The 23,884-nt window shown below is 62.1% G+C and carries 20 protein-coding genes; 9 read left to right on the top strand and 11 right to left on the bottom strand.

Translation table 11 applies throughout. The annotated features are described in order from the left end of the window. The first annotated feature begins 23 nt into the window (after nucleotides 1-23). The 3 genes from P3S72_RS05785 to P3S72_RS05775 all read left to right on the top strand — a co-directional run bounded on the left by P3S72_RS05785 (nucleotide 24) and on the right by P3S72_RS05775 (nucleotide 2,264). Complete coding sequence (locus tag P3S72_RS05785) at nucleotides 24-926, top strand: chemotaxis protein (protein WP_276196581.1); 903 nt, start codon at nucleotides 24-26, stop codon at nucleotides 924-926. A gap of 3 nt (nucleotides 927-929) precedes the next feature. Continuing rightward, nucleotides 930-1,412: an N-acetyltransferase gene (locus P3S72_RS05780; RefSeq protein WP_276196580.1), complete on the top strand. Its 483-nt coding sequence runs from the start codon at nucleotides 930-932 to the stop codon at nucleotides 1,410-1,412. 108 nt (nucleotides 1,413-1,520) lie between these two features. After that, nucleotides 1,521-2,264: a YkgJ family cysteine cluster protein gene (locus tag P3S72_RS05775; protein ID WP_276196579.1), complete on the top strand. Its 744-nt coding sequence runs from the start codon at nucleotides 1,521-1,523 to the stop codon at nucleotides 2,262-2,264. Here the strand turns inward: P3S72_RS05775 and P3S72_RS05770 are convergent. Together P3S72_RS05770 and P3S72_RS05765 are read right to left on the bottom strand one after the other, a co-directional pair. After that, nucleotides 2,261-3,049 carry a transporter substrate-binding domain-containing protein gene (locus P3S72_RS05770; protein WP_276196578.1) on the bottom strand — a complete coding sequence of 263 codons (789 nt, stop codon included), beginning with the start codon at nucleotides 3,047-3,049 and terminating at the stop codon, nucleotides 2,261-2,263. The genes P3S72_RS05775 and P3S72_RS05770 overlap by 4 nt on opposite strands. A 169-nt stretch (nucleotides 3,050-3,218) precedes the next feature. Continuing rightward, entirely contained in the window at nucleotides 3,219-3,452 is a 234-nt protein-coding gene (locus P3S72_RS05765) for a hypothetical protein (RefSeq protein WP_247400083.1), read from the bottom strand. A gap of 215 nt (nucleotides 3,453-3,667) precedes the next feature. On the opposite strand from P3S72_RS05765, the gene P3S72_RS05760 reads away from it, so the two are divergent. From P3S72_RS05760 to P3S72_RS05735, 6 genes are all read left to right on the top strand, one after another. Next, the gene (locus tag P3S72_RS05760; protein ID WP_276196577.1) at nucleotides 3,668-4,834 is read left to right on the top strand and encodes an efflux RND transporter periplasmic adaptor subunit; all 1,167 of its coding nucleotides are present in this window, start codon (nucleotides 3,668-3,670) and stop codon (nucleotides 4,832-4,834) included. Next, nucleotides 4,831-7,926, top strand: coding sequence for a multidrug efflux RND transporter permease subunit (locus tag P3S72_RS05755; RefSeq protein ID WP_276196576.1), 3,096 nt, complete (start codon nucleotides 4,831-4,833; stop codon nucleotides 7,924-7,926). Before P3S72_RS05760 ends, P3S72_RS05755 begins: the two co-directional genes overlap by 4 nt. A 9-nt stretch (nucleotides 7,927-7,935) precedes the next feature. Beyond that, on the top strand, nucleotides 7,936-8,613 hold the full coding sequence (locus P3S72_RS05750) for a heavy metal response regulator transcription factor (RefSeq protein WP_247401400.1): 678 nt from the start codon (nucleotides 7,936-7,938) through the stop codon (nucleotides 8,611-8,613). After that, nucleotides 8,603-9,967, top strand: a complete 1,365-nt coding sequence (locus tag P3S72_RS05745) for a heavy metal sensor histidine kinase (protein ID WP_276196575.1) — start codon at nucleotides 8,603-8,605, stop codon at nucleotides 9,965-9,967. Before P3S72_RS05750 ends, P3S72_RS05745 begins: the two co-directional genes overlap by 11 nt. 404 nt (nucleotides 9,968-10,371) lie before the next feature. Beyond that, the gene (locus tag P3S72_RS05740; RefSeq protein ID WP_276196574.1) at nucleotides 10,372-11,700 is read left to right on the top strand and encodes an OprD family porin; all 1,329 of its coding nucleotides are present in this window, start codon (nucleotides 10,372-10,374) and stop codon (nucleotides 11,698-11,700) included. Between the two features lie 86 nt (nucleotides 11,701-11,786). Further along, nucleotides 11,787-13,274, top strand: coding sequence for a sensor domain-containing diguanylate cyclase (locus tag P3S72_RS05735; RefSeq protein ID WP_276196573.1), 1,488 nt, complete (start codon nucleotides 11,787-11,789; stop codon nucleotides 13,272-13,274). Nucleotides 13,275-13,373: 99 nt separating this feature from the next. Here the strand turns inward: P3S72_RS05735 and lpxC are convergent, their stop codons facing one another. The 9 genes from lpxC to murD form a co-directional block, all read right to left on the bottom strand. Then, complete coding sequence (gene lpxC, locus P3S72_RS05730; RefSeq protein WP_003171886.1) at nucleotides 13,374-14,285, bottom strand: UDP-3-O-acyl-N-acetylglucosamine deacetylase; 912 nt, start codon at nucleotides 14,283-14,285, stop codon at nucleotides 13,374-13,376. A gap of 112 nt (nucleotides 14,286-14,397) precedes the next feature. After that, nucleotides 14,398-15,603 carry a cell division protein FtsZ gene (gene ftsZ, locus P3S72_RS05725; protein WP_247401408.1) on the bottom strand — a complete coding sequence of 402 codons (1,206 nt, stop codon included), beginning with the start codon at nucleotides 15,601-15,603 and terminating at the stop codon, nucleotides 14,398-14,400. An 80-nt stretch (nucleotides 15,604-15,683) separates the two neighbouring features. Further along, complete coding sequence (ftsA, locus tag P3S72_RS05720; RefSeq protein ID WP_017845923.1) at nucleotides 15,684-16,946, bottom strand: cell division protein FtsA; 1,263 nt, start codon at nucleotides 16,944-16,946, stop codon at nucleotides 15,684-15,686. A 15-nt stretch (nucleotides 16,947-16,961) separates the two neighbouring features. Further along, nucleotides 16,962-17,831, bottom strand: coding sequence for a cell division protein FtsQ/DivIB (locus P3S72_RS05715; protein WP_276196572.1), 870 nt, complete (start codon nucleotides 17,829-17,831; stop codon nucleotides 16,962-16,964). Between the two features lie 3 nt (nucleotides 17,832-17,834). After that, complete coding sequence (locus P3S72_RS05710; RefSeq protein ID WP_276196571.1) at nucleotides 17,835-18,803, bottom strand: D-alanine--D-alanine ligase; 969 nt, start codon at nucleotides 18,801-18,803, stop codon at nucleotides 17,835-17,837. Further along, entirely contained in the window at nucleotides 18,800-20,260 is a 1,461-nt protein-coding gene (murC, locus tag P3S72_RS05705) for a UDP-N-acetylmuramate--L-alanine ligase (RefSeq protein ID WP_276196570.1), read from the bottom strand. The genes P3S72_RS05710 and murC overlap by 4 nt, the downstream gene beginning before the upstream one ends. Next, the gene (gene murG / locus P3S72_RS05700; RefSeq protein ID WP_276196569.1) at nucleotides 20,253-21,323 is read right to left on the bottom strand and encodes an undecaprenyldiphospho-muramoylpentapeptide beta-N-acetylglucosaminyltransferase; all 1,071 of its coding nucleotides are present in this window, start codon (nucleotides 21,321-21,323) and stop codon (nucleotides 20,253-20,255) included. The genes murC and murG overlap by 8 nt, the downstream gene beginning before the upstream one ends. After that, nucleotides 21,313-22,536, bottom strand: a complete 1,224-nt coding sequence (gene ftsW, locus P3S72_RS05695) for a putative lipid II flippase FtsW (RefSeq protein WP_057004267.1) — start codon at nucleotides 22,534-22,536, stop codon at nucleotides 21,313-21,315. The genes murG and ftsW overlap by 11 nt, the downstream gene beginning before the upstream one ends. Continuing rightward, a complete protein-coding gene (gene murD / locus P3S72_RS05690) occupies nucleotides 22,533-23,879 on the bottom strand; it encodes a UDP-N-acetylmuramoyl-L-alanine--D-glutamate ligase (protein WP_276196568.1) in 1,347 nt (448 codons plus the stop codon). Before murD ends, ftsW begins: the two co-directional genes overlap by 4 nt. Between the last annotated feature and the right edge of the window lie 5 nt (nucleotides 23,880-23,884).

Below are 23,884 nucleotides of genomic sequence, written 5' to 3'. Positions count from 1 at the left end.
CCCCTGATCCACAGAAGGTTTTTATGTCCACTTCTAAAGCCCGCGCAGACTCACTCTCGCTTCTGCTCTTTACCTTGCGCAGCGGCAAGTTGATGGCCATTAACCTGCTGAAAGTCAGCGAAATTATCCCCTGCCCGCCGCTGACCAAGCTGCCGGAGTCCCATCCCCACGTCAAAGGCATTGCCATGCTGCGCGGCACCTCGCTGTCGGTGATCGACCTGAGTCGCGCCCTCGGCGAAATGCCGTTGGTGGACCCGGACGGCGGTTGCCTGATCGTCACCGACGTCAGCCGCTCCAAACAGGGCCTGCATGTGCAGGCGGTGAGCAAGATCGTGCATTGCCTGACCACCGATATCCGCCCGCCGCCCTTCGGCTCCGGCGGTAACCGCTCGTTCATCACCGGGGTCACCCAGGTAGAAGGCGGCCTGGTGCAGGTGCTGGATATCGAAAAAGTCATCCACGCCATCGCCCCGGTGCCGATTGAAATGGCGCCGACCGACTTGACCATGGAAGAGGCCGAAGTGCTGGGCAATGCGCGCATCCTGGTAGTGGATGACAGCCAGGTCGCCTTGCAACAGTCGGTACACACCCTGCGCAACCTGGGCTTGACCTGCCACACCGCGCGTAGCGCCAAGGAAGCCATCGACGTATTGCTGGAGTTGCAGGGCACTGCCGGGCAAATCAACGTGGTGGTGTCGGACATCGAAATGTCCGAAATGGACGGTTACGCCCTCACCCGCACCCTGCGCGAAACCCCCGATTTCCAGGACCTCTACGTGCTGTTGCACACCTCTCTGGACAGCGCGATGAACAGCGAAAAAGCGCGCGTGGCCGGGGCCGACGCCGTGCTGACCAAATTCTCCTCACCCGAGCTGACCAAATGCCTGGTGGTGGCCGCCCAGACCGTGGCGCAAAAGGGCCTGTAACCGGTGACCGAGTTTTTCCAACTGCTACGCCGCGACCTCACCCGTGACCTGCCCGCGCCGCAGTGGCCGGCCGGGACACAACTGGATCACTACCGCGACGAGTGGGCCCCGGCGATTCATGCAGTGTTGTGCATGACCCAGGCACAAGGCGGCGGCCGCGTCGCCAACCTGCAAACCTGGCGGCAACAGTTCGTGACCGATGCCGAGTTCGACCCCTCGCTGTGCCTGGTGGCGAGCAATGCCGAAGGTATTCTCGGCGTGGCCCAGTGCTGGACCAGCGCCTTCATCAAGAACCTCGCTGTCCATCCCTGCGCCCAGGGCCAGGGGCTGGGCCGCGCCTTGTTGCTGCATGCCTTCCAGGTGTTCAAACAGCGCGGCGAGCCCTATGTGGACCTCAAGGTCCTCGAAAGCAACCAACGTGCTCGGCAGCTCTACGAAAGTGCCGGCATGACGTTTGTGCTGCGCGATGCGGTCACCGAGGACTGACGGGCACTGGCGCACAACTTGCTTTCAGTGCCCTTGAACGCTGAAAAGAGGCGAAAACCCGTCACCGTTCGAGCGTGCCCTCTGACCTAGCCTGGTGACAGATCTGCCATGAACACTCATTTTTCCTGCGTCGGTTGTGGCAAATGCTGCACCGACCACCATGTGCCCCTGACCCTCGAAGAAGCCCGCCAATGGGCGGCTGACGGCGGCAGCGTGATCGTTCTGGTGGAAGGTTTTCTCGGCAACGGCCTCGGCCTGCCGCTGCAACAACGCGAGCATGCCGAACGCCGTTCGGTGCTGGTACCCAGCGGTAAGACCCAGGCATTCGTGGCCATCACCTTTGCCGCCTACAACCCCGGACGCTGCCGGAATCTTGACGAAGACAACCTGTGCCGCATCTATGACCGCCGGCCGTTGGTCTGCCGCATCTATCCGATGGAGATCAACCCGCACATCCCGTTCAACCCTGCCGCCAAGGAATGCCCGCCGGAGTCGTGGGAACAGGGCCCGGTGTTGATTGCCGGTGGCGAACTGATGGATGAAGAACTGGCTGAATTGATCCGCCGCTCACGCCAGGCCGACCGCGACGATGTAAAGACCAAAGAAGCGGTGTGCACCCTGCTGGGGATTCGCACCACAGCGCTCAAGGGCGATGGTTTTACTGCGTACCTGCCGCAGATGGATGCCTTTGCCCAGGCGATCGAGCTGGCGGCGAGCCAGCCTTGCGTGGCGAATGAGTGGGTGTTTCATGTGTCCGGGATGGACATCGCCGAGCAGTTGCTGGATGCGGGGGCACAGCTTGCCACCGAGGTGCCGGCCAACTATGCGTTTATTCCGCTGCGCACAGCCTAGTCTTTTGGCGCAACGGGGACTGTATCCAGGCGGTAGGGCTGAATGATCCGCTGGTATTCGCCGTTCTGCACCAGCTGTTCAAGGGCGCGGTTGAGTGCATTGCGCAGGGCGGTATCGGGTTTGCGCACCGCGATTGCCACGCCGCTGCCCAATAGCTCGGCCGAAATCGCGGGGCCGAGGAAGTCGAAGTCCTGGCCATCGACGGTATCGAGCAGTGCCTCGCGAATTTCCACGGTACCTTGCAGGGTCGCATCGATATCCCCCGCCACCAGGCTGCGAATCAGTTCGTCATTGAGCCAGAAGCTCTTGACAATAACGCCCTTGGGCGCCCACTGCGCATGGGCGAAGGCTTCGCGATTACTACCCAGCAACACCCCGACACGCTTGCCCTTGAGCGAGCGCACGGTCGGCATCAGGCCTGATGTTCTGTGGGCGACCAAGCGCGTGGTGAACGGATAGAGTTCATCGGTGAAGTTCACCCAGCGCCGACGTATCGACGTGGGCGCCATGCCCATGATTGCGTCGAATTGCCGGGCTTCGAGGGCGGGGAAATTTTCCACCAGCACCTGATCGACCCAGGTACAGCGCACATTCAACTGCACGCATAGCGCGTTACCCAGGTCGATGTTCAGGCCGACCAGTTGCCCTTGCGGGTTGCGGCTCTGGAACGGGGAGAATTGCGCAGCAACGGCAAAGCGAATTTCACGCCGTGGCGGATCACTGGCGGCAACGCTATCAACCGACAGCAATAACGCGAGCACTGCACACATGTGTATCAGAGCCACAGGAAACGTCCTTTTCCGGAAAGTCCAGCCTCAGCCATCCCACCCCGGCGGAAAAAGCCGGGGCGCAGCGCAGGCTGTGCAAGCTTTCAAGAAACAGTCGTGGCTCTACAATCAGAAATATCAGCGGACGTTGTAGGACGTAGTCGACACAGCGTGCGACGTATTACTCTCAGCGTTTACCCATCGAACGACGGGTGCCCGGCGGCGCCATGCCTGGGGACTTGGTGTGCCCGTTCTTCGCGCCATTCTTGTACCAAGGCTGGGCGGCATTCTTGGCCCCGGCCAGTTCACCCGGTTTGAACGGAAACTTAAACGCCGGGACCTCGGTTTTTTCAACGCCTTCGGCGCTGGCCGGATCGACGAGGTCGGCCGCTTCAACAGGGGGTTGTGTCGGGGAAGTCATGGAAGCTCCGGAGCATGCAAAAAATGATGCGGGGCCAGCTTGCGGCCCACACTGGCGCGCAGTATACCTGCGCCCTTCGGATCTTTAACCACTGCCTGTACGAATGGTCGGCGTTTACTGACAGCGCTGTCAGTTAGCAGTCACCTTGCTGACCGGGTTGACGGGCTATAAAGACACCTCACTCTTCCGTTCCTTTGCCCTGGCGCCTCACCCCCATGCAAATTAAACGAAAAACTGCCCTGATCGTGGGTGTCCTGCTGGTGCTGGCGATTGCAGCCTGGGCGCTGACGCGACCGGCCAAAACCAGGCTGGCGGCGCCGACGGCGATCCCGGTACGGGTGGTGAGCGTGGCGCAACAGGACATCCCGCGTTTCGTCAGCGGCATTGGCACGGTGCTGTCGTTGCACAGCGTGGTGATCCGCCCGCAGGTCGACGGCATCCTCACCCAATTGCTGGTCAAGGAAGGCCAGCGGGTCAAGGCAGGGGATCTGTTGGCGACCATCGATGACCGCTCGATCCGCGCCAGCCTCGACCAGGCCAAGGCCCTGCTGGGAGAAAACCAGGCGCAACTGCAAGTGGCGCTGATCAACCTCCAGCGCTACAAGGCATTGAGTGTCGACGACGGCGTGTCCAAGCAGACCTATGACCAGCAGCAAGCCCTGGTCAACCAGCTCAAGGCCACCACCCAGGGCAATCAGGCCGCGATTGATGCGGAAAAGGTGCAGCTTTCCTACACTCAGATTCGCTCACCGGTCAGCGGCCGCGTGGGGATTCGCACCGTGGATGAAGGCAACTTCCTGCGCACTAGCGATACCCAGGGCCTGTTCTCGGTCACGCAGATCGACCCGATTGCCGTCGAGTTTTCCCTGCCGCAACAGATGTTGCCCACCTTGCAAGGCCTGATCGCGGCCCCCGTCCCAGCCAGCGTCGACGCCTACCTGGGCGCTGACACCGACGGCCAGACCGGCGACCTGCTCGGCGAAGGCCACTTGAGCCTGATCGACAACCAGATCAGTTCCACCACCGGCACCCTGCGCGCCAAGGCCGAGTTCAATAACGCCACGCAGCGCCTGTGGCCGGGGCAACTGGTGACCATCAAGATCCAGACCGGCCTCGACAAGAACGCCCTGGTGGTGCCGCCGACCGTGGTGCAACGCGGGCTGGATGCGCACTTTGTGTACCGGGTCAACGGCGACAAGGTGGAGGTGGTACCGGTGCAGGTCACCTACCAGAACAGCGATGTGACGCTCATCAAGGGCGTACAGGCCGGTGATGTGCTGGTCAGCGACGGCCAATCGCGGCTCAAGGCCGGCGCTCAGGTCGAGGTGCTCAAAGAGCCACCGCAAGTGATCCAGACCGTCGACGCCAAGGTGCAACCATGAACGACAGCCGCTCGCCGTCAGCCTGGTGCGTCGACCACCCGGTCGCGACGCTGCTGCTGACTTTTGCCCTGGTGTTGCTCGGGCTGATTGCCTTCCCGCAACTGGCCATCGCCCCGCTGCCGGAAGCGGAATTTCCGACGATCCAGGTCACCGCGCAACTGCCCGGCGCCAGCCCGGACACCATGGCTTCGTCGGTGGCCACGCCCCTGGAGGTGCAATTCAGCGCCATCCCCGGCATGACCCAGATGACCTCCAGCAGCGCCTTGGGCTCCAGCCTCTTGACCCTGCAATTCACCCTGAACAAGAGCATCGACACCGCCGCCCAGGAAGTCCAGGCGGCGATCAACACCGCCTCCGGCAAGCTGCCCAGCGATATGCCGAACCTGCCGACCTGGAAAAAGGTCAACCCGGCGGACAGCCCGGTGCTGATCCTCAGCGTCAGTTCCGCCAGCATGCCCAGCACCGAGCTGAGCGATTACGTGGAAACCCTGCTGGCACGGCAAATCAGCCAGATCGACGGCGTCGGCCAGATCAACATCACCGGCCAGCAACGCCCGGCGATTCGCGTGCAGGCTTCGCCCGACAAACTCGCGGCCATCGGCCTGACCCTGGCCGACATCCGCTTGGCGATCCAGCAGTCAAGCCTGAACCTGGCCAAAGGTGCGATCTACGGGGAGAACAGCGTGTCGACCCTGTCGACCAACGACCAGTTGTTTCAGCCTGAGGACTACGCCCAACTGATCGTGTCCTACAAGAATGGCGCGCCAGTTCAACTGCGCGACATCGCCAAAGTCATCAACGGTTCGGAAAACGCCTACGTACAGGCGTGGTCCGGCGATACGCCGGGGGTCAACCTGGTGATCTCGCGCCAGCCCGGCGCGAACATCGTCGAAACCGTCGACCGCATTCAAGCGCAACTGCCGCGCCTGCAGGCCATGTTGCCGGCGTCAGTGCAGGTCAGTGTGTTGAGCGACCGCACCAAGACCATCCGCGCCTCCCTGCATGAAGTGGAAGTGACCCTGCTGATCGCCGTGTTGCTGGTGGTGGCGGTGATGGCGTTATTCCTGCGCCAGTTGTCGGCGACGTTGATTGTGTCGAGTGTGCTCGGCGTGTCGCTGATCGCCAGTTTCGCCTTGATGTACCTGATGGGCTTCAGCCTGAACAACCTGACCCTGGTGGCGATCGTCATCTCCGTGGGCTTTGTGGTGGACGATGCGATCGTGGTGGTGGAGAACATTCACCGCCATCTCGAAGCCGGACTGGGCAAGCGCGAAGCGGCGATCAAGGGCGCCAGCGAGATTGGCTTTACCGTGGTGTCCATCAGCTTCTCGCTGGTAGCGGCGTTCATTCCGCTGCTGTTCATGGGCGGCGTGGTCGGGCGCTTGTTCAAGGAGTTCGCGCTGACGGCGACCTCGACCATCCTGATTTCGGTGGTGGTCTCGCTGACGCTGGCGCCGACCCTGGCGGCACTGTTCATGCGCGCCCCGACCCATCCCGCCAACGCCAAGCCTAGTTTCAGCGAACGCCTGTTGGCCGCTTATGCACGCAACCTGCGCCGCGCCCTGGCCCATCAACGCAGCATGGCGGCGATCTTCGTGGTCACGCTGGCGCTGGCGGTGCTCGGCTACGTGTTCATCCCCAAGGGTTTCTTCCCGGTGCAGGACACCGGCTTCGTGCTCGGCACCAGCGAAGCGGCGGCCGATGTGTCGTACCCGGACATGGTCGCCAAGCACAAGGCCCTGGCCGAGATCATCAAGGATGACCCGGCGGTGGCAGACTTTTCCCACTCGGTGGGCGTCACTGGCAGCAACCAGACCATCGCCAACGGCCGCTTCTGGATCGCCTTGAAAGACCGCGGCGATCGCGATGTGTCCGCCAGCCAGTTCATCGACCGCATCCGCCCAAAACTGGCGAAGGTGCCGGGCATCGTGCTGTACCTGCGTGCCGGCCAGGACATCAACCTCAGTTCCGGCCCCAGCCGCGCCCAGTACCAGTACGTGCTCAAGAGCAACGACGGCCCGACACTGAATACCTGGACCCAGCGCCTCACCGAAAAACTGCGCGCCAACCCGGCGTTTCGCGACCTGTCCAACGACCTGCAACTGGGCGGCAGCATTACCCACATCAGTATCGACCGTCAGGCCGCCGCGCGCTTCGGCCTGACCGCCACCGATGTCGACCAGGCGTTGTATGACGCGTTCGGCCAGCGCCAGATCAACGAGTTCCAGACCGAGATCAACCAGTACCAAGTGGTGCTGGAACTCGACAGCCAGCAACGCGGTAAAGCCGAAAGCCTCAATTATTTCTACCTGCGCTCGCCGCTGACCAGTGAGATGGTGCCGTTGTCGGCCTTGGCCAAGGTCGACCCGCCCAGCGTGGGCCCGTTGTCCATCAGCCATGACGGCATGTTCCCGGCCGCCAACCTGTCGTTCAACCTGGCGCCCGGCGTGGCGCTGGGGGATGCGGTGATCATGCTCAACCAGGCCAAAAACGAAATCGGCATGCCGGCCAGCATCCTCGGCAACTTCCAGGGCGCGGCCCAGGCGTTCCAGAGTTCGCTGGCCAGCCAGCCGTGGCTGATCCTGGCGGCGCTGGTGGCGGTCTACATCATTCTCGGCGTGCTGTACGAAAGTTTCGTCCACCCGCTGACGATCATTTCCACCTTGCCCTCGGCCGGCCTGGGCGCGTTGATCATGTTGTGGCTGCTGGGCCAGGACTTCTCGATCATGGCCCTGATCGGCCTGGTGTTGCTGATCGGCATCGTCAAGAAGAACGGCATCCTGATGATCGACTTCGCCCTCGAAGCGCAGCGGGTCCGAGGCCTGCCGCCGCAGGAAGCGATCTACGAAGCCTGTGTCACGCGGTTCCGGCCGATCATCATGACCACCCTCGCCGCCCTGCTCGGCGCCGTGCCGCTGATGCTCGGCGCAGGCCCCGGCGCGGAACTGCGCCAACCGCTGGGGATCGCGGTGGTCGGCGGCTTGCTGGTGAGCCAGGCGCTGACGTTGTTCACCACGCCGGTCATATACTTGTACCTTGAGAAGTTTTTCCACAGGCCCACACCAACGCCCGCGTTGGCGACCACACATTAAGGCGGGGTCATGCGCGTCCTGATCGTTGAAGATGAAGAAAAAACCGCAGACTACCTGCATCGCGGCCTGACGGAACAAGGCTACACCGTCGACGTGGCGCGTGAAGGCGTCGAGGGTTTGCACCTGGCGCTGGAAAACGATTACGCGGTGATCGTGCTCGACGTGATGCTGCCCGGTCTCGACGGCTTCGGCGTGCTGCGCGCCTTGCGTGCGCGCAAGCAAACGCCGGTGATCATGCTCACCGCCCGCGAACGCGTGGAAGACCGCATTCGCGGCCTGCGTGAAGGCGCCGACGATTACCTGGGCAAGCCGTTTTCCTTCCTGGAACTGGTGGCGCGCCTGCAAGCCCTGACCCGCCGCAGTGGCGGGCACGAACCGGTGCAGGTGACCGTCGCCGACCTGTGGATCGACCTGATCAGCCGCAAGGCCAGCCGCAACGGCGTGCGCCTGGACCTGACCGCCAAGGAGTTCTCGCTGCTCAGCGTATTGGCGCGGCGCCAGGGTGAGATTCTGTCCAAGACCGCCATCGCGGAGATGGTCTGGGACATTAATTTCGACAGCGACGCCAACGTGGTCGAAGTCGCGATCAAACGCCTGCGCGCCAAGCTCGACGGGCCGTTCGAACACAAGCTGCTGCACACCATCCGCGGCATGGGCTATGTGCTGGAGAGCCGCAGTGTCAGCTAATTCCATCGCCCTGCGCTTGAGCGGCATGTTCACCCTGGTGGCGCTGCTGATCTTCCTGTTGATCGGCGGCGCGCTCTATCAGCAAGTGGACCAAGGCTTGGGCCTGTTACCGGAGGCCGAACTGGATGCGCGCTACAGCGTGCTGGAGTCGTCGGTGACGCGTTTCGGCACGCCGGAGCATTGGACCAAGATCAAGGCCAAACTCAAGTTGCTGGCTGAGGAAGACAAGCGCATCCGTTTCTGGGTGGTGAGCAGCGACCCGAACTACGAATACGGCAGCCCGGACGCGCAGATCCGCACGTTCGCCGCCGGCCCGACCGGCAAACGCGACTTACGCCTGGCCGGCCATAACGACCCGTTCAAAGTGCTGGTGAGCCAGTTCCCCGCCCAGGACCAGCGTCCGCCATTGCGCTTCATGATCGCCATCGACACCGAAAACTTCCGCGCCACCCAGCACCACTTGCTGGTGGCGCTGATCAGCCTGGCGTTCATCGGCGTGGTCCTGGCGGCGCTGCTGGGGTTCTGGGTCTCGCGCATCGGCCTCAAGCCGCTGGGCAAACTCTCGGATGAGGCGCAGAAACTCGCGCCGCCGAAACTCTCCGGGCGCCTGCAACTGTCGCCACTGCCGCCGGAGTTGAGTCAGTTCGTCAACTCGTTCAACGCCACCCTGGACCGGGTCGAACAGGCCTACTCGCGCCTGGAGTCATTCAACGCCGACGTCGCTCATGAACTGCGCTCACCCCTGACCAACCTGATCGGCCAGACTCAGGTCGCGCTGACACGCGGGCGCTCGGCCGAGCATTATTTCGAGGTGCTGCAGTCCAACCTGGAAGAATTGGAGCGCCTGCGTTCGATCATCAACGACATGCTGTTCCTCGCCAGCGCCGACCAGGGCAGCAAGGCCACCAAGCTGATCGAAAGCTCCCTGGCCGACGAAGTGGCGACCACCCTCGACTACCTGGATTTCATCCTCGAAGACGCCCAGGTCCGGGTGCAAGTACACGGCGACGCCCAGGTACAGATCGAAAGAGCCCACCTGCGCCGCGCGCTGATCAACCTGCTGAGCAACGCCGTGCAGCACACCGCGCCAGGGCAGGTCATCGCGGTGAACATCGACGTGCAGGAGCATCAGGTGGCGATCGCCGTGACCAACCCCGGCGCCGCGATTGCCAGCGAGCACCTGCCTCGACTGTTCGAGCGCTTCTATCGGGTGGATGCATCACGCAGCAACAGCGGCGCCAACCACGGGCTGGGGCTGGCCATCGTCAAGGCGATTGCGCTGATGCATGGCGGCGATGTGTTCGTGCGCAGTGACGCGGGCGGCAACACCTTCGGTATTACCCTGCCCGTCTAAATCTTGAGAACACTTCAGACCCATGTGGGAGGGGGCTTGCTCCCGATAGCGGCAGATCAGTCAGTACTTCAGTGACTGATACACCGCTATCGGGAGCAAGCCCCCTCCCACACTGCACCGCGCCGCTTGCGCCAAATCTCTGACTGTTGCGATTTGGGCAACAGTCATTATCTTGTTACACTCTGTATCGCAGCGCTCGCCTGCGTTAATTTGACGCATCGATGAGCGCGACGGCAAAGACAGCTGACCCGCTTACCCGAATTTCCCTCGACTTTTTTCCAGGGCTCTACACTGGGAAACAGTCTTAAAGCCGCTGACTTCAGCGGCTTTTTTTTTGCCGTAAAAAAGGCCAGGCACACCCCCACGACATTGGCCGTTTTCGTTTGACCAAAGGAGCTCCACCGGTGAAGAACTCGCTGACGTTCACCCCGTTATTCCTCGCGATTGCAGCAACGATCGCCCCCCTCGCCCACGCGGCAGACACCTCCACCACCGACGGTTTCGTCGAAGGCGCAAGCCTCAAACTCAACGCCCGCAACTACTACATGAACCGCGACCGTCGCGACATCCACACCGATGACAGCAAAGAATGGGGCCAGGGCTTTCTCGGCATCTTCGAATCCGGCTACACCCAGGGCACTGTCGGCTTCGGCCTGGATGCCCACGCCATGCTCGGCCTCAAGCTCGACGGCGGTGGCGGCACCGACGGTTCCAGCATCCTGCCGTATGGCAACAGTGACGGCAGCGGCAAGGCGCCGGGGTCGTTTTCCACCGCTGGCGGCACGCTGAAGATGCGCGCGTTCGACACGGAACTGAAAGCCGGTGACCTGTTCCTCAACAACCCGGTGATCGCCGGCGGCATGACCCGTATGCTGCCCCAGACCTTTCGCGGCGTGAGCCTGACCAACCACAGCGTTGACGGCTGGATGATCGAAGGCGGCCAAGCCAGTTTCACCAAACTCTATAACCAGAGCGGCCACGGGCGCATCGGCACCAGCTACGGCGTACTGCCGGAGCACGCCGACAGCCAGCACCTGGACTGGGCCGGTGTGTCGTTCAGCGGCATCCCGGGCCTGACCAGCAACCTGTACGCCTCCGAACTCAAGGATGTGTGGCACCAGTACTACTACGACCTCGACTACACCTACGCACTGAACGATCTGGTCAGCCTCAACCCTGGCCTGCACTACTACCACACCCAGGACAGCGGCCAGTCGCTGCTGGGTAACATCGACAACAACACCTACAGCCTGCATTTCACCGTAGGCGTGGGCAACCACAGCGTCACGGCCGCGTACCAGCGGGTCAACGGCAACACACCGTTCGACTACATCACCCAGGGCGACAGCGTGTACCTGGACAACTCCCAGCAATACTCGGACTTCAACGGCCCCAACGAGCGTTCGTGGAAGCTCAAGTACGCTTATGACTTTGTCGGCCTCGGCCTGCCCGGCCTGACCACTGCCGTGTCCTATAGCAGCGGCAAGACCGACCTGAGCAAAGTCGACCCCAATAGCCGGGGCTACAGCGCCTGGTACAGCGCCGACGGCCAGGACGCCAAGCACTGGGAACGGGACATCGATATGAAATACGTGGTGCAGGGCGGCAAGGCCAAGGATCTGTCGCTGCGCCTGCAATGGGCGACCAACCGCGGCAGCAACGGCTACTCGGCGGTGGATCGGGATGTGGATGAATACCGGGTGATCGTCGACTATCCGATCAACGTGTTCTAAAGCGCAGATCTTTCTTTTTAACCCATCAATCAATTTTCATCGGGTAGAACTAAACTGCCAGCATCTTTATCGTCGAAGTCTGCCCGATGAGTCAACGCCCCGTCCGTACACCACCTGAACGCCCAGAGCTGTTGCTGATGCTGGGCAGTGGCCTCACCGTCGCGCTGATCGTGATCATGGTCTCGGTGCTGTTGATCCGCGAACACGCCAGTGCTCTGGAGGCGGCCAAACGCTCAACCACCAACATCGCGCAACTGATCAACGCCGATGTGCTGCGTAACGTCGAACTCTATGACCTCGCACTGCAAGGGCTGATCGCGGCCACCCAGCGCAAGGATTTGTCCCGGGTATCAGCGGACATCCGACACCTGGTGCAATTTGAGCGGTCAGCGGCCGCGCCGTTCAAAGGCGAAGTGCTGTTGCTGGACGCCAAGGGCGCCGTCATCGCTGACTCTTCGACGCTCAAGCCAACCCCGCGCAATTTCGCTGACCGCGACTACTTCATCGCACATAAGAACGCCGGCCAGACCGACCTGTTCATCAGCCGGCCGTTCAGGGTTGAGTGCAATTGCGAGCAGGTCTGGCGCATCGCATTCAGCCGCCGCGTCACCGGCGCCAACGGCGAGTTTGCCGGGGTCGCCGTGGCCACCATGCGCCTGGCGTACTTCGATCAGTTGTTCAAAGGCCTGACCATCGGCCATAGCAGCTCGGTCAACCTGTTGAACAACCGCGGCATTCTCCTGGCCCAGCAACCGCTGCTGGAGCGCGACATGATCGACAAGGACCTGAGTGATCGCCCCAACTTCAAGCGCATGCTGCGCGATGGGAGCGGCAGCTTTCGGGCCATCTCAGCCATCACCGACAAGGAGCGCCTGTACACCTTCACCAATGTCGGTGAGCTGCCCCTGATTGTGGTGGTGGCGCTGTCCAGCGACGATGTGTTCGCGCCGTGGAAACGCGCGGCGATGCTGACAAGCGGCGCCACGGGCATCCTGTGTCTGGGCCTTCTATGGCTGACCTGGATGCTGCGCCGGGAACTGCGACGCCGTTATCGCGCAGAGAAGGTGCTGTCAGAACTGGCAGCCACCGACGCGCTCACCGGCCTGGCCAACCGGCGCAAACTGGACCACCGCCTGCGCCTGGAATGGGACCGCGCTCAGCGCTCTGCCGAACCGCTGACGCTGTTGATGATCGACGTCGACCACTTCAAGGCATTTAACGACCGCCACGGCCATCACGGCGGCGATGAGGCGTTGCGCAACGTCGCCCAGGTGATCGGCAGCAACATCCGTCGCCCAGCCGACCTGGCCGCACGTTATGGCGGTGAAGAGTTCGCCGTGGTGTTGCCGGCTACCGATGACCGAGGCGCATGGCTGATTGCCGAGCATATCCGCAGTGGCGTCGAGCACTTGCCACGGGTGGCGGGAGATGAACGGCCGATCACCGTGAGCATCGGCCTGAGTACCTGGGAAAAGCGCAGTGGCATGTCCCTGGAGGATTTGATGCTCAGTGCGGACCAGGCGCTGTATGAGGCCAAGCACACGGGGCGCAATCGCATCGTGGATGCACAGTAACGATGACTGAAGCGAGCAGGCCATTGTGGCGAGCGAGCCATAGCAATAAAAAAGGCCACCCGAAGGCAGCCCTTAAAACTAAAGAAAGAGAGTTGTTACTTACACCGCCGCAACGGGACGCATGTAAGAGATCGGTGCGGTGCTGGCATCTTCGAAGGTCACGACTTCCCAAGCATCTGTCTGCTCAATCAACTTGCGCAGCAGCTGGTTGTTAAGGGCGTGGCCCGACTTGAAGCCTTTGAACTCACCTATCAGGCTATTGCCCAGCAGGTAGAGGTCACCGATTGCATCGAGGATCTTGTGCTTCACGAATTCGTCTTCATAACGAAGGCCGTCCTCGTTCAGTACACCATCCGCGTCGACCACAATGGCATTTTCAACGCTGCCGCCGAGTGCGAGGTTGTGCTTGCGCAGGTACTCGATGTCACTCATGAAACCAAAGGTACGGGCGCGGCTGACTTCTTTTACGAACGAAGTGCTGGAAAAATCCACGCTTGCACTTTGGGTGCGGTCACGAAATACCGGGTGATCGAAATCGATCTCAAAGCTCACTTTAAAGCCTTCGAACGGGACGAAGGTGGCGCGCTTGTCGCCGTCTTCTACTGTCACTTCCCGCAGAATGCGAATGAACTTCTTGGCTGCGTCCTGTTCTTCCAGGCCGGCAGATTGAATCAAGAATACGAAGGGACCAGCGCTGCCATCCATGATGGGGACTTCGGACGCGGAGAGCTCGACGTAGGCGTTATCGATGCCCAGGCCGGCCATGGCCGAGAGCAAGTGCTCCACCGTGTCCACTTTGACGTCACCGTTGACCAATGTGGTCGACATCGTGGTTTCGCCGACGTTTTCCGCGCGAGCAGGAATCTGCACCACAGGGTCCAGGTCGGCACGAACAAACACGATGCCGGTGTCGACAGGTGCAGGTTTGAGGGTCAGGTATACCTTCTCCCCGGAGTGCAGACCTACACCTGTGGCACGAATAATATTCTTCAGGGTGCGTTGTTTAATCATGGCTTGGACCGCTTCAGCGCAAATTGCGAACTGGTATCAACAAAGGCTGGCGATAATAGCAGACCAGACCTTTGCTGAACACCAATCACCTTCATAGCCCTGATACATTCCATTAATCGGCCTGACGACGCAGGAATGCCGGGATGTCCAGGTAGTCCAAGTCATCTTGCGGATTCGGGCTACGGGACGCCGCAGCACCGGCCTGAGCCTGATTGCGCATCACGGTCGGACGGTCCAGATCACGGTAGTTCACCGACGGCAGTTCCTGGCGCGAAGGCGCTGGAGCGGCAGCCGCTTGGCTGGCGTGACTGCTGTGACTGGTGTGAACGGTATTGTCGATGACCTTTACAGGCTTCTCGATTTTTGCGCCCAGGCCGGTCGCAACCACGGTTACATGCAGTTCGTCGCGCATGTCCGGATCGATAACCGTACCGACTTTGACCATCGCGTGCTCGGAAGCAAAGGCTTCGATGATGCTACCCACGTCGGAGTACTCACCCAGGGACAGGTCAGGACCGGCGGTGATGTTCACCAGGATGCCGCGTGCGCCTTGCAGGTTCACGTCTTCCAGCAACGGGTTGCGGATGGCCGCTTCAGTGGCTTCACGCGCACGGTTCGGACCGCTGGCGCAGCCAGTGCCCATCATCGCCATGCCCATTTCGCTCATCACGGTACGCACGTCGGCGAAGTCGACGTTGATCATGCCCGGACGCTTGATGATGTCGGAGATACCGCGAACGGCACCGGCCAGTACATCGTCAGCCTTGGCAAACGCGGACAGCAGGCTCGCGTCCTTGCCCAGGATAGTCAGCAGCTTCTCGTTGGGGATGGTGATCAACGAGTCGACGCTTTCAGACAGCAGACGGATACCTTCGTCGGCGATCTGCATACGCTTGCGACCTTCGAACGGGAACGGACGGGTCACGACAGCGACCGTCAGAATCCCCATTTCCTTGGCCACTTCGGCAATGATCGGCGCTGCACCGGTACCGGTACCGCCGCCCATGCCAGTGGTGATGAACACCATGTTGGTGCCTTGCAGCACTTCAGCGATACGCTCACGGTCTTCCAGGGCGGCTTGACGGCCGACTTCTGGGTTGGCGCCGGCGCCGAGGCCCTTGGTCACGGCGGTGCCCAATTGCAGGATGGTCCGCGCGCCGATGCTCTTCAGCGCCTGGGCATCGGTGTTGGCGCAGATGAATTCAACGCCTTCGATGTTGCTCTTGACCATATGGTTGACAGCGTTGCCGCCGCCACCGCCGACACCGATCACTTTGATGACCGGGCTTGCGGGGATGTTGTCTACGAGTTCGAACATGTTCCCTCTCCTTTCGTTTTCTCTAGTTTTTTCGCCTACTGCATGCTTCTACAACAGTGGTGCGGTGCTGCGGTAAATCGTTAGAAATTGCCTTTGACCCAAGCCTGCAACCGTTCGAACAACGGTGCTTTCGCTTCGTCGTCGCCGCGGTAGCTGTCGCGGATGCTCGGGCCCGACAGGGAAATGCCGTCGGTCTGCTTTTGCAGCCCGTACAACAGCAAGCCCACACCGGTGGAATAAATCGGGTTGCGCACCACGTCGCCCAGGCCTTTGACGCCATGGGGCACGCCCAGGCGGACCGGCATGTGGAAGATCTCTTCGGCCAGTTCGACCGCGCCTTCCATCTTCGAGGTGCCACCGGTCAGCACGATGCCGGCCGGGATCAAATCTTCGTAGCCACTGCGGCGCAGTTCCGCCTGGATCAGGGTGAACAGCTCGTCGTAGCGCGGCTCGACCACTTCGGCCAAAGCCTGGCGCGACAGCTCGCGCGGTGGACGGTCGCCCACGCTTGGCACCTTGATGGTTTCACCGGCACCGGCCAGTTTGGCCAGGGCGCAGGCGTAACGGATCTTGATCTCTTCGGCGTACTGAGTCGGTGTGCGCAACGCCATGGCAATGTCGTTGGTGACCTGGTCGCCGGCAATCGGGATCACGGCGGTGTGACGGATCGCACCCTCGGTGAAGATCGCGATGTCGGTGGTGCCGCCGCCGATGTCGACCAGGCACACGCCCAGTTCTTTTTCGTCATCGGTCAGTACCGAGTAGGCCGAAGCCAGTTGCTCGAGAATGATGTCGTCGATTTCCAGGCCGCAGCGGCGCACGCACTTTTCAATGTTCTGTGCGGCATTGACCGCGCAGGTCACCACGTGGACCTTGGCTTCCAGGCGCACGCCCGACATGCCGAGGGGCTCGCGCACGCCTTCCTGGTTGTCAATCACGTAGTCCTGCGGCAGGGTGTGCAGCACGCGCTGGTCAGCCGGGATCGCCACGGCCTGGGCCGCGTCGAGTACGCGCTCAAGGTCGGCCGCACTGACTTCACGGTCGCGGATCGCCACGATGCCATGGGAGTTCAGGCTGCGGATGTGATTGCCCGCCACGCCGACGAACGCCGAGTGAATCCGGCAACCGGCCATCAGCTGCGCTTCTTCAATGGCGCGCTGGATCGATTGCACGGTGGACTCGATGTTCACCACCACGCCCTTCTTCAGGCCCCGGGACGGATGCGTGCCAATACCGACGATTTCGATCGTGCCGTCTTCCCCGACCTCGCCCACCAGCGCCACCACTTTGGAGGTGCCGATATCGAGACCGACGATCATTTTGCCGCTTTGCACGTTTGCCATGGGTCCTGCCTCTTCTTAATTCTTCGCGACAGCGGGTTGCGCTGCCGTGGGCGCAGCCGGTTCACGCCAGCCGACGGCAAGGCCGTTGGCGTAACGCAGGTCGACGCTCGCAATGTTCGTAATCTGTTCTTTCAAGGTCTTTTCATAGATGGCAATAAAGCGGCGCATCTTTTCCACCAAGCGGTCGCGTCCCAGCAACAACTCGATGCCCGGGCCGGAACTGCCTGCCCCGGTCGTCAAAAACCAGCTGCCCCGTTCACGCAATTCCAGGCGTGCAATGGAGAAGCCCAGCGGCCGCAGCATCTGGCTCAAGGCCTGGTACTGCTGCATCACTTGCTGCTGCGCCCGCTGCGGCCCGAACAGCTGCGGCAGGTGCTCGTAGTTGGCCAGCTCACGCGGGGTGAACGCCTGGCCCTGGTTGTTCAACAGCGCTTCATCACCCCAACGGGCCACGGGCAGTTGTTCTTCCAGGCGGATCGTCACCTGGTCCGGCCATACACGGCGGACTTCGGCGTGGGCGATCCACGGCATCTGCTCCAACTCCCGGCGCATACCGGCCAGGTCGATGGTGAAGAAACTCGCCGCCAGGAACGGACCGATGCGCTGCTGTACCGCTTGCTGGCTGATGTAGCTCAAGTCGCCCTGTACGCTGATCTTGGTGATCGGCCGGTCGGCGTAAGGCAACAGACGCTGCGCGCCTTCATAAGTACCGAAGCCCAACACCACCAGCAACACCGGCCAGAACAGCGCCTTGAGGAAACCAAAGTTGGCTTTCGGCAGGCGCGCCGACATCGGCTCTTTAGCCACCATCCGGCTGGCACCCCGTGGCACCGGCTTGCGGCCGGGTGCGTGTGGGGGCTGATGACGAAGCGATGCGCCTTTCATGTCTTAGCCTCGCTGCCTTTCTTCACCGGCAACGCTGGCCGCCAGGATTGCCAGCACCAACTGCTGGAAATCCAGACCGGCTGCGCGCGCGGCCATCGGGACCAGGCTGTGATCGGTCATGCCCGGTGCGGTGTTGACTTCCAGGAACCAGAAATTCCCTTGGTCGTCCTGCATCACGTCTGCCCGCGCCCAACCGGCGATACCCAGCGCCTCACAGGCTTTCGCCGTGAGGTCCATCAGTTCCTGTTCTTTGCTTGCGTCAAGGCCACAGGGAATCCGGTACTGGGTATCGGAAGCCAGGTACTTGGCGTCGTAGTCGTAGAAAGTGTGGGGCGTGCCCAAGGCGATGGGCGGCAATACCTGGCCACGCAGGGTGGCGATGGTGTACTCGGGACCTTGGATCCACTGTTCCACCAACACTTGCGAATCGTAGGTACTTGCCGCTTTCCATGCGTCGATCAATTCGGCGGCCGAGTTCACTTTAGCCATGCCGATACTGGAGCCTTCATGGGCTGGTTTGACGATCAAAGGCAGGCCCAGTTCCTTGGCTGCAGAAATACAATCGTCTTCGCTGCACAACACGCTGTGACGCGGGGTTGGAATCCCCAGGCTGTGCCAGACCTGCTTGGTGCGCAACTTGTCCATGGCCAGCGCCGACGCGAGGATGCCGCTGCCGGTGTAAGGAATCCCAGCACACTCCAACAGGCCTTGCATGCTGCCGTCTTCACCGCCACGGCCGTGCAGGATGATGAAGGCGCGGTCGATCTTCTCGGCCTGCAGGCGGGCGAGGAAGTCGTCGCCCACGTCGATACCGAACGCATTCACGCCCGCACTCTGCAGCGCTTCGAGCACGGCATTGCCGGACTTGAGTGACACTTCGCGTTCAGCGCTCTTGCCGCCGAACAGCACGGCCACGCGGCCGAAGTCGGCGGGGGCGATGGTGGAGAACAGGGAGCCGTAGTGGGTGGTCATTTCGACTTCCCCTTTTCTGCGGCAAACGCTTCTTTGACGAACAAGGGGCTCGCCAGCAATTTAGGCGCAAGGCCACCGATGTCACCAGCACCCTGGCACAGCAGGATGTCGCCGGCACGCAGCAGCGGCTTGACGATCGGCGCCAGGTCCACACCGCGTTCGATGTAGATCGGGTCCAACTGGCCACGCTGACGGATGCTGTTGCACAGCTTGCGGCTGTCCGCCCCGGGGATCGGTTCTTCACCAGCCGGGTAGACTTCCATCAGCAGCAGTACGTTGGCATCGGCCAGTACATTGACGAAATCGTCATACAGGTCGCGGGTGCGGCTGTAGCGGTGCGGCTGGTAGACCATCACCAGGCGACGATCCGGCCAGCCACCGCGCACTGCTTTAATCACGGCGGCGACTTCAGTCGGGTGGTGACCGTAGTCGTCCACCAACATCACGTCACCACCTTCCACCGGCAGATGCCCATAGACCTGGAAGCGCCGGCCAACGCCGGCAAAACCCGACAGGCCCTCGACAATGGCTTCATCGCTGACGCCTTCGTCGGAGGCAATGCAGATGGTCGCCAGGGAATTGAGTACGTTGTGGTTGCCCGGCATGTTCACCGACACGTCCAGCGGTTCGCGGTCCGGGCGCAGCACAGTGAAGAACGTCTGCATGCCTTGCTGGCGCACATTGATCGCACGCACGTCGGCGTCTTCGCTGAAGCCGTAGGTCAAGGTAGGACGCTTGACCAGCGGCAGGATTTCACGCACCACCGGGTCATCCAGGCACACCACCGCCAAACCGTAGAACGGCAGGTTATGCAGGAACTCGACGAAGGTTTTCTTCAACTTGTTGAAGTCACCGTCGTAGGTCGCCATGTGGTCGGCGTCGATGTTGGTGACCACGGCCACCAGCGGTTGCAGGTGCAGGAAGCTGGCATCGCTTTCGTCAGCTTCGGCGATCAGGTAGCGGCTGGTGCCCAACTGGGCATTGGTGCCGGCTGCATTCAGGCGGCCACCGATCACGAAAGTCGGGTCCAGGCCACCGGCGGCGAACACCGAGGCGATCAGGCTGGTGGTGGTGGTCTTGCCGTGGGTGCCGGCGACGGCAATACCATGGCGATAGCGCATCAGCTCGGCCAGCATTTCGGCGCGGGGCACCACGGGAATGCGGCGCTCAAGGGCGGTGGCCACTTCTGGGTTAGAGGTGTTCACGGCGCTGGACACCACCAGCACGTCGGCCTCGGTGGCGTTCTCGGCGTGGTGGCCGATAAAGATTTTCGCACCGAAGGACTTCAGCCGCTCGGTGACCGGCGACTCTTTCAAGTCAGAGCCGGACACCTGGTAGCCCAGGTTCAGCAACACTTCGGCAATACCACACATGCCCACGCCGCCGATCCCGACGAAGTGGATACGACGGATACGGCGCATTTCCGGTTGCGGCATGGCTTTCTGATTCTCAACCATGGGCCACCTCCAGGCAGATATCGACCACGGTGCGGGTTGCGTCAGGTTTGGCCAGGCGGCGTGCGGTGCTCGCCATGCTGTTGAGTCGTTCCGGTTGCATCAAAACCTCGGTCAGGCGTGCGGCCAAATCGGCGGCGCCAGTCGTTCTTTGCGGCAGCAGGAAGGCAGCGCCCTCCCCGGCCAAATATTCGGCGTTGCGGGTCTGGTGATCGTCGATCGCGTGGGGCAAAGGCACCAGCAAGGACGGCAGACCGGCGGCGGCCAGTTCACTGACGGTCAACGCACCAGCGCGACAGACCACCAGGTCGGCCCAGCCATAGGCTTGGGCCATGTCTTTGATGAAGGGCTGCACATCAGCCTCTACACCAGCCTCGCGATAACGCGTGGCGGTCACTTCATCGTGGTTCTTGCCGGCCTGGTGGAAGACCTCAGGGCGCAAGTCCACAGGCAGTTGCGCCAGCGCTTGCGGCAGCAATTTATTCAGCGGCTCGGCGCCCAGGCTTCCGCCCAGGATCAGCACGTGCGCCTTGCGCCCGGCCAAGGCTTCACGGGCGATGTCCATAAACAATTCGGTGCGCACCGGGTTACCCGTGGTGCGGCGCTTGTCCGATGCGCCGAAGGTATTCGGAAACGCTTCGCAGACCCGCGCCGCCAGCGGCACCAGCAAGCGGTTGGCGGTGCCGGCGACAGCGTTCTGCTCATGCACGATCACCGGCACGCCAGCGAGTTTGGCCGCAACGCCGCCGGGGCCGGTCACATAACCGCCAAAACCGAGTACACACACCGGTTTCAATTCACGGATGAGGTTGCGCGCCTGCCACACCGCCTTGAGCAACACGAACGGCGCCTTGAGCAGGGACAGCTTGCCCTTGCCGCGCAGGCCGGTGACGTTGATCAAATGCAGCGGCAAGCCGGCGTTCGGCACCAATTCGTTTTCGATGCCGCGCGGCGTCCCCAACCAATGCACGGTGTAGCCACGGTTCTGGAACTCACGCGCGCAGGCCAGGGCCGGGAACACGTGGCCCCCGGTGCCGCCTGCCATGATCAGCACGTTAGCGCCCATGAGTCGGCTCCTCGGCGAAGTCGCTTTCGCTGAACTCCATCTCTTCGCTGCCCAAGTGGGTTCGACTCTCCCACTCGATGCGCAGCAGCAAGCCGAGACAGGCGCAGCAGATCACCAACGAACTGCCGCCGTAACTGAGGAACGGCAAGGTCAGGCCCTTGGTCGGCAGCAAGCCGACGTTCACGCCGATATTGATCAGGAACTGGCCGATCCACAGGAACGACAAGCCATACGCCACATACGCGGCGAAATACTGTTTGGCCTTCTCGGCCCACAAGCCGATGTACATGCCGCGCACACACACGAACACGAACAGCGCGACGGTACACAGCGAGCCGACCACGCCCAGCTCTTCGGCGAGCACCGAGAACACGAAGTCAGTGTGCGCTTCCGGCAGGTAGAATTGTTTCTGCACGCTGTTGCCCAGGCCCACGCCCAGCCACTCGCCGCGACCGAAGGCGATCAGCGCCTGGGTCAACTGGTAGCCGGAGCCGAACTGGTCGGACCACGGGTCGGTAAAGGTGATCAGACGGGCCATCCGGTAAGGTTGCGCCTGCACCAGCACGGTCACGGCGGCCACCGCCAGCACCACCATCAAGGTGAAGCGGAACAGCCCGACGCCGCCGAGGAACAGCATCGCTGCGGCGGCGCCCATCATCACGACGGTGGCCCCGAAGTCGGGTTCCATCAGCAGCAGGCCCGCCATGGGCAGCAGCACGATGAACGGCTTGAAGAAGCCCATCCAGCTCTCGCGCACTTCCTTCTGACGACGTACCAGGTAACCGGCGAGGTAGATCACCACGAACACCTTGGCGATTTCCGACGGCTGCACGTTAAACGCACCGAAGCCGATCCAGCGCATCGAACCGTTCACCTCGCGGCCGATGCCGGGCAGGATCACCATGATCAGCAAGCCAAATGCCCCGATCAGCATCAGCCAACCCAGGCGCTGCCAGGTCGCGATGGGGATCATCATGGTGACGATGCACGCGCCGAGGCCGATCACCAGGTACACCAGGTGACGGATCATCATGTACAAGGTGTTGCCCGACTGCACGGCAGCCACTTCGGAAGACGCCGACGTAATCATCACCAGCCCCAGGCCCAGCAGCGCGAGGCAACCGGCGAGCATCGGGAAGTCGAGGTCGATGCCGCGCCCGGTAATGATCGGCGACGGATACGGCTTGATGATGTTACGGAAGTTGAGATTCATGCCAAGGCCTCCACGGCGCGGGCGAACAGCTGGCCGCGCTCTTCGTAGTTCTTGAACATGTCGAAACTGGCGCACGCCGGCGACAACAACACCGCATCACCCGGCTGGGCCAAGGCTTTGCACTGGGCAATCGCGTCGTCGAGGGAGCTGGCGCGCACTTGCGGCACCGCATCACCGAGGGCGGCGGCGATCAAGTCGGCATCGCGCCCCATCAGCACCACGGCGCGGCAATGGGCGGCCACCGGCCCCTTGAGGTCCTTGAAATCGGCGCCTTTGCCGTCGCCACCGGCGATCAGCAGCAGCTTGCCGTCGATATCGGCACCCAGGCCTTCGATGGCGGCCAATGCGGCACCGACGTTGGTGGCCTTGGAATCGTTGTAATAGCTGACGCCATTCAGGTCGCGTACCCATTGGCAGCGATGCTCAAGGCCGCCGAAGGTGCGCAGGCTCGCGAGCATGGCGTCGAACGGCAAACCAACGGCATGCCCGAGGGCCAGAGCCGCCAGGGCATTGGATTGGTTGTGCGCACCACGGATTTTCAGCTCGCGTACAGGCATCAGGTTCTGGAATTCGAAGGCCAGGTATTTCTCGCCGTTCTCTTCACGAATGCCGAAAGCCTTGAAGTCGGGTTTGCCCAGGCCAAAGGTCCAGCACGGCAGGCCCTCGCCCATCAACGGACGGCTCAAGGCGTCCTGGCGGTTGACCACCACTTGTTTGGCACCGCGGAAAATCCGGTGCTTGGCCAGGTGATAGGCCGGCAGGCCGCTGTAGCGGTCCATGTGGTCTTCGCTGACATTCAGCACGGTGGCCACTTCAGCGCCCAGGTCGTGGGTGGTTTCCAACTGGAAACTCGACAGCTCCATCACGTACAGCTCGACGTCGTCGCTGAGCAGGTCCAGCGCCGGGGTACCGAGGTTGCCGCCCACGGCCACGCGCTTGCCAGCCGCTGCCGCCATCTCACCAACCAGGGTGGTCACGGTGCTTTTTGCATTGGAACCGCTGATCGCCACGATCGGCGCCTTAGCGTTGCGCGCGAACAGGTCGATATCGCCGGACAGTTTTACGCCACGCGCCGCTGCGGCTTGCAGGGCCGGTGTCGCCAGGGCCAGGCCGGGGCTTACGTAAAGCTCGTCGGCACGGCACAGAAACTCGACATCCAACTCGCCACAACGCACTTCCACGTGCGGGTAGTCACGGCGCAGCGTGACCAGCTCCGGTGGATTTTCCCGCGTATCGGCGACAGCAAACGACGTGCCCCGGTTCGCCAGGAAGCGAACCAGGGACATGCCGCTCTTGCCGAGGCCGACAACGATGCGGAAGTGGTCTGAAGCGATCAGGGACACTCGTT

Origin of the sequence: Pseudomonas sp. D3, from assembly GCF_029320995.1 — a bacterium.
Lineage (GTDB): Bacteria > Pseudomonadota > Gammaproteobacteria > Pseudomonadales > Pseudomonadaceae > Aquipseudomonas > Aquipseudomonas paraveronii.
Note: the sequence above shows the minus strand (reverse complement) of the source record. Positions and strands in the feature narration are given on the sequence as shown.